Source organism: Morganella morganii (genome assembly GCF_019242955.1).
Lineage (GTDB): Bacteria > Pseudomonadota > Gammaproteobacteria > Enterobacterales > Enterobacteriaceae > Morganella > Morganella sibonii.
Genome location: NZ_CP066129.1, coordinates 2,545,190 through 2,558,290, shown reverse-complemented (window position 1 = coordinate 2,558,290; position 13,101 = coordinate 2,545,190). Strand labels below are relative to the sequence as shown.

The window sequence follows — 13,101 nt, the reverse complement described above, 5'->3', positions numbered from 1 at the left end:
AACTACATGTGTGGTATTGTTGGTATCGTTGGTTTTACGCAAGTCAATCAATCAATTTATGACGCGCTCACGGTGTTACAGCACCGGGGCCAGGATGCAGCCGGTATCGCAACCATTGACAGTAACAATGGTTTCCGGCTCCGTAAAGCCAACGGACTGGTGAAAGATGTTTTCGAAACCCGCCATATGCTGCGTTTGCAGGGTACACTCGGGATTGGCCATGTCCGTTACCCGACCGCAGGCAGCTCCAGTGCATCGGAAGCACAGCCTTTTTATGTTAATTCACCTTTCGGTATCACCCTGGCGCATAACGGTAATCTGACCAATGCACACACGCTGAAGCAGCAGCTGTTTGAAACGGCCCGCCGCCATGTCAATACCACCTCTGATTCTGAAATCCTGCTCAACGTGCTGGCGTATGAGCTGGATCGCTTCGATGCTCACCCGCTGGAGCCGGATAATATTTTTGCCGCCGTCAGTGCGATGCACAGTAAAATCCGCGGCGCGTATGCCTGTGTGGCACTGATTATCGGGCACGGCCTGCTGGCGTTCCGTGACCCGAACGGTATCCGTCCGCTGGTGCTCGGCAAACGTGCCCTGAATGACGGCCGCGAAGAGTATATGGTGGCCTCTGAAAGTGTCGCACTGGACACCCTCGGTTTTGAATATCTGCGCGATGTGGCACCGGGTGAAGCGGTTTACATCACCGAAACCGGGCAGCTCTATACCCGTCAGTGCGCGGCAAATCCGTCACTGACGCCGTGCCTGTTTGAATTTGTCTATTTCGCCCGTCCGGATTCCGTTATCGATAAAGTTTCTGTCTACAATGCCCGCCTGCGTATGGGGCAGAAGCTGGGGGCCAAAATTGCCCGTGAGTGGGAAGATCTGGATATCGATGTGGTGATCCCGATTCCGGAAACCTCAATGGACAGCGCGCTGGAAATCGCCCATATGCTGAATAAGCCGTACCGCCAGGGGTTTGTGAAAAACCGCTATGTGGGACGTACTTTTATCATGCCGGGTCAGCAGGAGCGGAAAAAATCAGTCCGCCGTAAACTCAACGCCAACCGTACCGAATTCAAAGGAAAAAATGTGCTGCTGGTGGATGACTCCATCGTGCGCGGTACCACCTCAGAACAGATTGTGGAACTGGCACGCGAAGCCGGCGCGAAGAAGGTCTATTTTGCCTCTGCGGCACCGGAAGTGCGTTTCCCGAATGTCTACGGTATCGACATGCCGAATGCCAACGAGTTAATCGCGCACGGCCGTGAATCCGATGAAATCTGCCGTCTGATTGGCGCGGACGCGCTGATTTTCCAGGATCTGAGTGACCTTATTGATGCTGTGCGTGAAGAGAACCCGGATATCCGTGGTCTTGAGGCATCTGTATTTGATGGTATCTATGTCACCAAAGATATCGACCAGGATTATCTCGATTATGTGGAAAACCTGCGCAGAGATGATGAATTAAAGTTGCGGGATCATAACGAAATTGAGAACCTTGAGATATATAATGAGGGTTAATCTCTTTTTTGTCGGGTGATGTTATGAAAAAACTGATTGTGGGGCTGACCGGCGCAAGTGGTGCAGTTTATGGTGTGCGTCTGCTGGAGGTCCTGCAAACGGTGCCGGAGGTGGAAACCCACCTGATTGTCAGTCAGGCGGCACGGCAGACACTGGCGCTGGAAACGGCGTACAGTCTGCGTGACGTGCAGGCTCTGGCGGATGTGGTGCATGATGAGCGCGATATCGCTGCGAGTATCTCCTCCGGCTCTGTCAAAACACTGGGGATGGTTATTCTGCCGTGTTCGGTGAAAACCCTGTCGGGGATTGTGCACAGTTACACAGACACTCTGGTGACCCGGGCGGCAGATGTGGTGCTCAAGGAAGGACGTAAGCTGGTGCTGGGGGTTCGTGAAACACCGCTGCATCTCGGACATCTGCGGCTGATGACACAGGCGGCTGAAATCGGCGCGGTCATTATGCCGCCGATGCCTGCATTTTATCATCAGCCGGAAACCGTGCAGGATATTATCGACCAGACGGTCAACCGCGTGCTTGATCAGTTTGATATTGCATTACCGGAAGATTTATTTGCCCGCTGGAGCGGGGCGAAAAATCCCCGTTCTGCACAGCCGTAACCTGCAATCCCGGCCGTTTTATCACCGGCCGGGATCTGCACTAATAGTCCGCCGGGCTATCCAGTAAATCCCGCAGAGCGTCTTCCAGATTAATAAACTGACAGCCGAATCCGGCGTCTTCCAGCCGTTTCGGCAGTGCATTTTGTCCGCCCAGTACCAGTACCGCAGCTTCTCCCATCAGTGCTTTAACCACAAATGACGGAACCCGCAGCAGATGCGGGCGGTGCAGGATCTGCGCCAGTACGGCCGCAAACTGCTCATTATGGGACGGATAGGGGGCAGTCATATTGAACGGGCCGTTCTGTGCCGGGTCATCGAGCAGAAACAGAATGGCGCTGACCATATCACGGATGTGGATCCACGGCATATACTGACGGCCGTTGCCGGCAGGGCCGCCAAGACCGGCGCGGTATACCGGCAGCAGTTTCGCCAGCGCGCCGCCTTCCGGTGACAGCACAATTCCGGTGCGCAGCAGACAGACCCGGGTTTTCTCACTTTGTGCTTTCATCGCCAGAGCTTCCCAGCGGTCGCATAAGGTGTGGGTGAATTCCGGATGCGGCTCGTCGTCCTCCGTTACCACTGTTTGCCCCTGATCACCATACCAGCCCACGGCAGAGCCGGAGAGAAACACCGCAGGTGGCGTCTCACTGGCATTGATCAGTTCACTGAGCCGTTCGGTTATCAGCCAGCGGCTTTCACATAACCGCTTTTTCTGCTCTTCACTCCAGCGTTTATCTGCGATAGGCTCACCGGCAAGATTAATGACCGCATCAATATCATTAAGATGTGTTATTTCATTGAGTGAGCTGAGATTTTCTGCAGCCGAGCAAAAACGGGAATAGACTTTCTGCGGTGAGCGGCTCAGAACCACCACCTGATATTTCCGGGCAATCAGTGCCTGTACCAGCGGGGTGCCGATAAGCCCGGTACCGCCTGTGACCAGAATACGCATAGTTGCTCCTTCTGCCGGTAGGTTTCACTGACTATAGCAGTTTTTGCGGCCGGGGGATGTGATCGGCAAGAAAGAAAAACAATCATAGAACCGCTATCAATTCTTGATATACTGCTTTAACGACCATAATGGCACACTATCATTATTAGTTTGGTATATAAAAGCAGTATAAAACAGGGCCTGCGGATTGCCGGCGTGTGTCATTGAAAAAAACAGAAGCAGCATCTGTAATGCTGATAAAAAAAGAAAAGGTTAGAGGATGGAACAAGAAAGCGCTATCGAGTGGGTGGACGTGGTCGATGAGAATAATGATGTCATCGGTCAGGCGACACGCGAGCAGATGCGGGCGGAAAACCTGCGTCACCGGGCTACCTACATTGTTGTGCATGACGGCATGGGAAAAATTCTTGTTCAGCGCCGGACTGAGCACAAAGATTTCTGCCCGGGTCTGCTGGATGCCACAGCAGGTGGTGTGGTGCAGCAGGGTGAACTGATGCTTGATTCTGCCCGGCGCGAAGCGGAGGAAGAACTCGGGATTGCCGGTGTGCCGTTTGCCGAGCACGGCCTGTTTTATTATGAAGAGCCCATCTGCCGTGTCTGGGGCGGGTTATTCAGCTGTGTGACACACGGCCCGTTCGCGCTTCAGGAAAGTGAAGTATCAGAAGTGACCTGGCTGACGCCGGCGGAAATCACGGCCCGCTGTGACGAATTTACCGCAGACTCACTGAAAGCGCTTTCACTCTGGCTGACGCGCAATAATCAGAATTATACCCCGGCAGAGCCGCAAAAGGCGGCGGTAATATCTGAAACTGAAATGAGCAGTGACAGCGAATAAAAAAGAATAAAAACCGGAAAAGCCTGCAATATGCAGGCTTTTTTATATTTAAAATACGGTAAAATAAAAGGCTGGCAGTAAATATATCGAAAAAAAAGAATATTACCAGATGCATTTTAAATATAATTTATGTTATTCCTGCTATTGAACATCAGCATTTTTCCGCAAAATATTATTGCAAATATAAACAATAATCTCATAATATTTATCAGCTATGGTTTTTATATTATCTCGTAAATCATCTGTTTATATATCAATGGTAAATTTAATTAACGCATTGAAAAATAGTATATTTTATATTCTTACATAATCAGGTTGTTAACAGGGATATAAATAATAACGACCGGTAATAGGAATTATCCGGAAGTGGCCGGGAAAATAAAATACAAACCAAAAGAGAATAATGATGAAAAATAAATTAGCAGGATGGCTGTTGTTATTACCACTGCTTCTCACCGCATGGGGTGCATTTCAGTATTGGCGGATCAGTGATGAATATCAGGCTTACCAATATGTCATGGCTGATAAAGCGGAACTTCAGCGTCTGATTGCAGAAGACCCTGATACACAAATTACCTACGATGACGGGGAAACGGTTTCTGCCGGTCAGCATCTGGGCATGATTAACCGTGAGCTGAGTAAATACAGCAGCGAAATTGCCATGATCCTGGCCCGGGCTGTGGTCAGTAAGGGGACTATCGTCACCGGGATTTTATCCCTGCTGTTTGGCGCCGGGGCAATTTATCTCTGCATCAGCAGCGGCCGGGCTGCCCGCCGCTCCCGCGATGCTCTGCTGAAAGTCTTTGCCCGCTGCCGTAAACTGCTGCCGTTTATTCTGACCGGACAGATGACACTGGTCGGTCTGAGTATTATTTGTGTGATGGCTTATGAAGCTTTGTGGTTTGCCGGTAATTTCGTGATGAGAGGCGGTGGTGCGAAAATCATGATCTTTATTCTGATCAGTATTGTGCTGATCATCTGGTATATCATCAAGGGTCTGTTTAAGCTGCGCAAGAGTTTCGCTATGTTCCGCAGTGAGCCGTCTGATGTGACCGGGCATGCTGTCAGCCGTGAGGAAGCGCCGGGGCTGTGGCAGTGGGTGGATGAGATTGCTGCCAGAGTCGGCACAACACCACCGGATCATATTATTGCGGGTATGACGGAATGCTTCTATGTGACATCCCACAGCATTAATCTGAATGAAAATCAGCTGATTGAAGGGAAAACGCTGTACTTCCCGCTGCTTTATTCCGCGCTGCTCAACCGGGAAGAAGCCAGTGCGGTTATCGGTCACGAGCTGGGGCATTTTACCGGCGAAGATACCACGTACAGTCTGAACTTTGCGCCGATCTATGCCGGGATGAGCCACAGTATTTCGCTGGTGGCGAATGAGGTGCAGGATTATTACAGTAAAGTGATTATGAGCCCGTCCGTGTATCTCGGGATCTTCTTCCTCGAACAGTTTGATTTTGCGGTCAGCCACTGGAGCCGTATCCGTGAACTGGAAGCGGATAAAGCCGGGGCATCGGTCAGTTCACCGGCAGCAGTATCCTCATCACTGTTGCGTATTTCTGCGGTCAGTGACGTGATTTCTGAAACACTGGGTGAGCTGTATGAAGGCACTCTGAAAACGGATGATCTGCTGCCGGTGGTAATGGCACGCCTGCGTGAGCGTGGTGTACCGGAGGCCGGGCAGTTCCTGAATGAGGCAACCAGTCACCCGAGCGACAGCCATCCGCAAACCCGTACCCGTATTGAAGCGCTGTCTCAGGATATCAGCGATGACCTGCTGGCCGCCGCTTCCCGTGAAGTGCAGTCAGATGATTACGCCAATATTGCGGATCTGTTCACGGATGCCAAAGCCATTTCGATGTCACTGACTGCGTCACTTTCCGGCATGGTCGCTGAGTACACCACACAGCGGACAGCAGCATTGGAAACCATGCTGCATGAATCCGATGCTGCAGATGAAGTGATTATCACTGAGCAGCGGAAAGTATTCCGGATGATGTTTATTTTTGGTCTGGTGGTTGTGGCCGGGATGGGAATTGCCACTGTGAAACTCGGTGCGGAAAACCTGGTAAAATCCGGCACGGTTCACGGTTTCTGGCTGTTGCTGTTGTTTTGGGGCGTTGCCTTTCTGTACCGCAAAAAAGGGAAAACGCCACTGTTTGCTTTCCGCCATGGTCAGCTGGTCAGTGATAAACTGACACAGGCATATCCGCTGCATTACATTGTCGACTATGACATCACGGAAGCCTCCGGTGTGGCGATACTTACTTTGCATGTGGCGGATGGTGCACCGGCCCCGGTCCCGGCTGTAAAAAGCCGTTTATTTAAATATGATGCCAAAAAGCGGAAATTGATTATTCTGCTGGCCGGTATCCGTATCTGGCAGGGGAAATCATTATCTTTGCAGGATTTATCAAATCTGGTACACAGTCAGTTACAGATAGCGCACGTAAAACATGAATTACGGCAGTAATTATTTTCTGCTGAAACAGACAGAACCGCCGCAAGGCGGTTTTTTTTTTAAGATGACTGAATAATTAATAGCAATTACAACTGACTCTTTTTTTTATTATCGTGTATTCCGGAGGTAAGGAATGCATAAGATAAATACAGTATTAACAGACAAGATTAAGTCCCTTAAAATAAGCACATCAACATTCGTTGATATTATGGACGGGCTTAAAACCGGCAGTGTATTAAGTCATCAGTTACAATCACAGAACCTAACGGATTATTATCTTGCCGGACAGGCTTATACTGTGCAATGGAAAATTGTCCGCAAGAGTAATCATATTCTTGAACCGTTTCCGTCAACCTGGGAACAGGTGAAGGATTTTTTAGTGCCTGAATTATACGCTGCGGAAAACCTGATTTATGTTGCCGGCAGCGGAGAATGCATCTGTGATGCGGCATTAGCGGGCGGGATGAGTTGTACCTATTTTGAAAAGCTGGGTTTCAGCGGCGTGATAACCGGAGGTGCCGTCAGGGATGGTCAGGATCTTAACACACTTTCCATACCGGTTATTGCCACGAATTTAACGCCGACAGATACCCAGGGCGCATATTATGTATCTGAAACCGGCGGCAGTTGCCGGATAGAGCAGGTAACAATTCACACCGGTGATCTGATTATTGCGGATATTAATGGTGTGGTGGTAATACCTTACCATGATATTGATACTGTAATCAGTAAAGCGATTGAAATAACAGAGATTGAAAATAACATGCTGGAAAAAATACGGCACGGAGAACGGTTGCCGGATTTAATCAGTATCACAGGAAGAATATAAATTCAGAAGGAAATAAAAATTGTTAACTATTCATACACTCGGTCCGAACGGAACGAACTGCGAAAAAGCAGCGCATCACTGGCTGAGTGAAAATAATATTAAAGGCAATGTGAAGTTATATCCGACATTGGAGTCAGCCACTGAATGTGTCAGGCAGGATAAGGATGGTGTTCTGCTCGGCTGTATTGTATACCCCGATTTACATAATATCGTTTTCCGGAACTTAACCTGGCTGGAATTAAAAGCCTGTTTTGTGCTGGACACACACAATATGTTATTTGCCTCACGTCATACTGATTATAACGATATCCGCCATGTGGGATCACATCCGGCACCACAGCACTTATTTGCTGAGCTGCCGCTGCTGAATAAAGAGGTACGGAAAACCTTATTTACCTCCAACAGTGAGTCCGGTGTGCAGTGTGCTCACGGCGCGGTGGATGGCTGCATTACCACACTCACCACAGCACAAAAATACCATCTGCATATCCTGCATGACTTTGGCCCTGTACCGATGGGCTTTTCTATTCATGCCCCTAAATAATCGGTTAACACTCAGGAGTGTATTATGAGTTTAATTCCCGGAAATGAACTGCTTTCCTATGATATGGATTTAACCCGCAAAGAGGGAGAAGAAAGCAAGATACAGGCTAAATTTATCCACGGTACCGCATTTACCATGACGTTCTGGTCATTTAAGCCGGGAGCCGTGATCCCGGAGCATCAGCATGAACACGAAACCCTGACAACCGTGCTGTCAGGCTCTCTGCGGCTGACCGTGGATGGCAAAACTGTGATCCTGAAAGCCGGTGATTCCGGACTGGTGCCGTCCTGGTCAGTTCATGATGCGGAAGTACTCGAAGAGTCCGAGGTTATCGATGTGTATACCCCGGTGCGGGAAGATTATGTCGCACGTCAGGAGGGGCGGCTTGAAACTTATCTCGCCACCTCACAGGAACGAAAATAACAGGGATTCAGGGAGCAGAGTGTGAAAAAACAACAGGACGGGCACCCGCTGTGGTTGCCTTCCTTATGGATACATTTCCCGGCATTGCAGCAGCCGGAATATCCGGAACTGTCAGCGGTCAGCTATGTGGTGCAGCAGTTGCAGACGGCACCGCCGCTGGTTACCACCGCAGAAATTATCTCTCTGAGACAGGCGCTGGCGAAAGTCAGCGCGGGGCAGGGAATTGTACTGCAGTGCGGGGATTGTGCGGAATCCTTTGCCGGTTGCCGGGAGGATGTGCTGACAAACTGGACTGATACTGTCAGCACGATGTCGGGAATTATCAGTGACGGATTTTCTTTGCCGGTTCTGAAAATAGGGCGGATTGCAGGGCAGTATGCCAAACCGCGCAGCAGTCCGGATGAAACCCGCAACAGCGTGACGCTGCCGAGTTACCGCGGGGATATCATCAACGGCCACGGGTTTACTGCCGCTGCGCGTATCCCGGCACCGGAACGGATGCTGAATGCGTATTATCGTGCGGCAGTGACACTGAATGCCCTGCACGGCAGTGAACGGGAAGCAGAGGAGGCTGACCCGTTATTCGCACCGTTTTATGTCAGCCACGAAGCGCTGTTGCTGAACTATGACAGCGCATTGACCCGTATCAGCCCGGCAGACAACCTGTGGTACAACTGTGCGGCGCATACCGTCTGGCTGGGGGATCGCACCAGTGAACCTTCTCAGGCGCATGTACAGTATCTGCGGGGTATTGAAAACCCGATCGGTATCAAATGCGGGCCGTCAATGACCGGCGAAAAACTGGCACAGCTGCTGGAGTTACTGGACCCGGGCAATCAGCCGGGCAAAATTATGCTGATTATCCGGATGGGCGCTGACCAGATTACGGAAAAACTGCCGCCGCTTATCCGGGAAGTTTCAGCGCGGAAAACCCCGGTTATCTGGCTGACAGATCCGATGCACGGTAATACCCGCAGTACCGCTGAGGGTCTGAAAACCCGTGATTTTCCGGTGATCTGTGAGGAGATAAGATTGTTTGTGCAGCTTATCAGAGAGGCCGGTCTGTATCCCGGTGGTCTGCATCTGGAAATGACGGGGCAGGCGGTGACAGAATGTACCGGCGGGCCGCAGGCGCTGACCGATAAGGATATCGGGCAGTGTTATGAGTCGCTCTGTGATCCGCGGCTGAACCGGGAGCAGTCAGTTGCCCTGGCGCGGGTGGCAGCAGGATACCGGCAGAGTGATAAACAGGAAGGATAAAAAAAATCCCGGCGGGGAAACCCGGCCGGGATTTTTGTCTGTAACTTTTCAGTCAGCAGAACTTATTTTTTCTTCGCTTCATCCTGCGCTGCCTGAATAGCAGTCAGTGCGATGGTGTACGCGATATCGTCAACTAACGCACCACGGGACAGGTCGTTAACCGGCTTGCGCATACCCTGCAGCATTGGTCCGATAGAGACCAGGTCTGCTGAACGCTGAACCGCTTTGTAAGTGGTGTTACCGGTGTTCAGGTCAGGGAAGATGAAGACGTTTGCTTTACCTGCAACCGGAGAATCCGGTGCTTTGGTTTTCGCAACGTCAGCCATCACGGCGGCGTCGTACTGTAACGGACCGTCGATGCACAGATCAGGACGTTTTTCTTTGGCGATACGGGTCGCTTCGCGGACTTTCTCAACATCGTCACCCTGGCCGGAAGTCCCGGTAGAGTAAGAGATCATCGCAACGCGCGGATCGATACCGAATGCTTTCACAGAGTCAGCAGACTGAATCGCGATTTCTGCCAGCTGTTCAGGGTTCGGATCCGGGTTAATTGCGCAGTCACCGTAGACCAGAACTTCTTCAGGCATCAGCATAAAGAAGACAGAAGATACCAGTGAGCTGCCCGGTGCGGTTTTGATTAACTGTAACGGCGGACGAATGGTATTTGCGGTGGTGTGAACAGCACCGGAAACCAGGCCGTCAACTTTATCCTGCTCCAGCATCATCGTACCCAGTACGACGTTGTCCTGTAACTGCTCGCGGGCAACGACTTCGGTCATGCCTTTGTTTTTACGCAGTTCAACCAGACGCGGCACATACAGCTCACGGATGTCAGCCGGGTTAACCAGTTCGATACCGGTACCCAGAGTCACGCCCTGTGCAGCAGCAACGCGGCGGATTTCTTCCGGATCGCCTAACAGCACGCAGGTCGCCAGACCACGTTCAGCACAGATAGCTGCTGCTTTGATAGTACGCGGCTCATCACCTTCAGGCAGAACAACGCGTTTTTTCGCTTTGCGTGCCAGTTCGGTTAACAGGTAACGGAATGCCGGTGGTGACAGACGGTTAGGACGCTCAGAATCAGCAACCAGAGAATCGATCCATTTGGTATCGATGTGGCTTGCCACGTAGTTCTGAACCAGTTCGATGCGCTCACGGTCATCAGCAGGGACTTCCAGGCTGAAGCTTTGCAGGTTCAGCGAGGTCTGCCAGGTGTTGGTGTTCACAGTGAAAATCGGCAGGCCGGTTTCGAACGCACGTTCGCACAGTTTGGCAATGCTGTCATCGATCGGATAACCGCCGGTCAGCAGGATCGCACCGATTTCCACGCCGTTCATCGCTGCCAGGCAGGCAGAAACCAGCACGTCAGGACGATCAGCGGAAGTCACCAGCAGAGAACCCGGACGGAAGTGCTCCAGCATGTTAGGAATGCTGCGTGCACAGAATGTCACAGATTTGATGCGGCGGGTTTTGATGTCGCCTTCGTTGATGATTTTTGCGCCCAGGTGGTTCGCCATGTCGACTGCACGGGTGGCAATCAGTTCGAAATTCCACGGTACACTGCCGACAACCGGCAGAGGCAGGGATTGCAGATCATCCGTGCTCAGGTGAGCGATAGTGGCTTTGGATGAATCATCAAAGATTTCAGACAGGTCAGGACGGGTACGGCCCTGCTCATCAACCGGCGCGTTAACTTTGTTAACGATAACGCCGGCGATGTTGGTGTTCTTGTGACCACCGAATTCGTTGCGGATCAGTTCCAGACGCTCTTTGATTTCCGCTGCGCTGTCATTGCCCGGTGCTGTCACGAACACGATTTCCGCACCCAGAGTCTGGGCGATATCGTAGTTCAGGGACTGTGCATGCGGGTAGTTGCGGGTTGGTACCAGACCTTCAATCAGGATCACTTCCGCACCCTGAGTGTGCTCGTGGTAACGCGCAACGATTTCTTCCATCAGAATGTCTTTCTGATTCGTGGTCAGCATGGTTTCCACATAATCCATATCCAGCGGCTCTGCCATTTTCAGGGAAGAGTGAGCGCGTAAGATTTGGGTGGTCTGATCTTCAATACCTGCACGGCGCGGCTGTGCAACCGGTTTGAAGAAGCTCAGGCTGACGCCTTTCTGTTCCATTGAGCGGACAACCCCGAGGCTGACGCTGCTTAAGCCGACACTGGTGCCGGTAGGAATGAGGATAATAGTACGGGACACATGAACCTCTTATTTTTTCACAATTCGGTGTTCAAAATAAATCCGCCGGCAATGGCCGGCGGAGAGCAAAGATTATGCAGTCAGACGCGCTGCATCCTGTGCGATGACTAATTCTTCGTTAGTCGGGATCACCAGGGCAATGCTGCTGTCATCAGTGGTGATTTTGCCTGCGTTACCGAAACGGGCAGCCAGGTTACGTTCGTGGTCCAGTTTGAAGCCCAGCAGAGCCAGTTTCTCCAGAGTGTGTTCACGAACCATTGCTGCGTTTTCACCGATACCGCCGGTGAAGATGATAGCGTCCAGACGACCTTCCATCAGTGTCGCGTAACCACCGACGTATTTCGCCAGACGGTGGCAGAATACATTCATTGCACGGGTCGCGTCAGCTTGTTTACCGTAGTTTTCTTCAACATAACGGCAGTCGCTGGTGACTTCGGTCAGACCCTGCAGGCCGGATTCTTTGGTCAGCATTTTGTTGATTTCTTCAACGCTCATGCCCATTGAATCATGCAGGTGGAAAATGATAGCCGGGTCGATATCACCGGAACGGGTACCCATGACCAGACCTTCCAGCGGAGTCAGACCCATAGAGGTGTCGACGCACTCGCCGTTAACGATAGCTGCAACAGAACCACCGTTACCTAAGTGGCAGGTGATCACGTTCAGTTCTTCAACCGGTTTGTTCAGCATTTTAGCGGCTTCACGGCTGACGAAATAGTGGCTTGTACCGTGGAAACCATAGCGGCGGATACCGTGGTCTTTGTACAGGCTGTACGGCAGGGCATACAGGTAAGCTTCTTCAGGCATAGTCTGATGGAAAGCGGTATCGAAAACACCGACGTTTTTATCAGCCAGGTGAGGGAAGGCTTTCAGTGCTTCTTCCACGCCTAACAGGTTAGCCGGGTTGTGCAGTGGTGCAAATGCTGAGCACTCTTCCATTGCTTTAACAACTTCGTCAGTGACGATAACAGAGTGAGCGAATTTCTCACCGCCGTGAACCAGACGGTGGCCGATGCAGCCGATCTGTGCTGACAGCTCAGGTTTGTCGCCCATGATATCTTTCACGATGAAACGCAGAGCTTCGCTGTGAGCAGCGCCCGCGCCTAACTGTGCTTCGTGTTTAGCACCATCCATTTTCCACTTGATACGTGCTTCCGGCAGGTTAAAGCATTCTGCCAGACCCGTCAGATATTCATCACCAGTTGTAGGGTCAATGATCGCAAATTTCAGTGAAGAACTACCGCAGTTAAGTACCAGTACCAGCTTACTTGACATGGAATTACCTATAATCTTGTTGTGGATAAGTCTTATGTGTTAAGACAGTGGTTAAAACGTAATCTAACTAAGCGTAGCGCAATATTTCAGCGCCGTTCATGATTAACATCATGCAATTTTTATATTGAACGATAAATCATCGCTGCAATCTGTTGTCTG

11 protein-coding genes are annotated in these 13,101 nt (G+C 51.0%); 8 read left to right on the top strand and 3 right to left on the bottom strand.

The window, feature by feature from the left end:
- Positions 1–6: 6 nt before the first annotated feature.
- Complete coding sequence (gene purF / locus JC793_RS11865) at positions 7–1,524, top strand: amidophosphoribosyltransferase (RefSeq protein WP_046893326.1); 1,518 nt, start codon at positions 7–9, stop codon at positions 1,522–1,524.
- 23 nt (positions 1,525–1,547) lie between these two features.
- Positions 1,548–2,141 carry a UbiX family flavin prenyltransferase gene (locus JC793_RS11860; protein WP_218426268.1) on the top strand — a complete coding sequence of 198 codons (594 nt, stop codon included), beginning with the start codon at positions 1,548–1,550 and terminating at the stop codon, positions 2,139–2,141.
- Between the two features lie 40 nt (positions 2,142–2,181).
- On the opposite strand, the gene JC793_RS11855 is transcribed toward JC793_RS11860, so the two are convergent.
- Positions 2,182–3,093, bottom strand: coding sequence for a TIGR01777 family oxidoreductase (locus JC793_RS11855; RefSeq protein ID WP_218426267.1), 912 nt, complete (start codon positions 3,091–3,093; stop codon positions 2,182–2,184).
- A gap of 259 nt (positions 3,094–3,352) precedes the next feature.
- On the opposite strand from JC793_RS11855, the gene yfcD reads away from it, so the two are divergent.
- The 6 genes from yfcD (at position 3,353) to JC793_RS11825 (ending at position 9,457) form a co-directional block, all read left to right on the top strand.
- On the top strand, positions 3,353–3,928 hold the full coding sequence (yfcD, locus tag JC793_RS11850; RefSeq protein ID WP_166708110.1) for an NUDIX hydrolase YfcD: 576 nt from the start codon (positions 3,353–3,355) through the stop codon (positions 3,926–3,928).
- Positions 3,929–4,331: 403 nt separating this feature from the next.
- Positions 4,332–6,413 (top strand): M48 family metalloprotease, encoded by a 2,082-nt coding sequence (locus JC793_RS11845; protein ID WP_218426266.1) that lies wholly within the window; start codon positions 4,332–4,334, stop codon positions 6,411–6,413.
- A gap of 121 nt (positions 6,414–6,534) precedes the next feature.
- Positions 6,535–7,230 (top strand): RraA family protein, encoded by a 696-nt coding sequence (locus JC793_RS11840; RefSeq protein WP_218426265.1) that lies wholly within the window; start codon positions 6,535–6,537, stop codon positions 7,228–7,230.
- Between the two features lie 19 nt (positions 7,231–7,249).
- Positions 7,250–7,774: a type 2 periplasmic-binding domain-containing protein gene (locus JC793_RS11835; protein WP_218426264.1), complete on the top strand. Its 525-nt coding sequence runs from the start codon at positions 7,250–7,252 to the stop codon at positions 7,772–7,774.
- 24 nt (positions 7,775–7,798) lie between these two features.
- Entirely contained in the window at positions 7,799–8,197 is a 399-nt protein-coding gene (locus JC793_RS11830; RefSeq protein ID WP_218426263.1) for a cupin domain-containing protein, read from the top strand.
- 21 nt (positions 8,198–8,218) lie between these two features.
- The gene (locus JC793_RS11825) at positions 8,219–9,457 is read left to right on the top strand and encodes a 3-deoxy-7-phosphoheptulonate synthase (protein ID WP_218426262.1); all 1,239 of its coding nucleotides are present in this window, start codon (positions 8,219–8,221) and stop codon (positions 9,455–9,457) included.
- Positions 9,458–9,519: 62 nt separating this feature from the next.
- Here JC793_RS11825 and pta read toward each other — a convergent pair whose 3' ends face one another.
- Positions 9,520–11,667, bottom strand: a complete 2,148-nt coding sequence (pta, locus tag JC793_RS11820; RefSeq protein ID WP_182106726.1) for a phosphate acetyltransferase — start codon at positions 11,665–11,667, stop codon at positions 9,520–9,522.
- Between the two features lie 72 nt (positions 11,668–11,739).
- The gene (locus tag JC793_RS11815) at positions 11,740–12,942 is read right to left on the bottom strand and encodes an acetate kinase (protein ID WP_046893317.1); all 1,203 of its coding nucleotides are present in this window, start codon (positions 12,940–12,942) and stop codon (positions 11,740–11,742) included.
- Between the last annotated feature and the right edge of the window lie 159 nt (positions 12,943–13,101).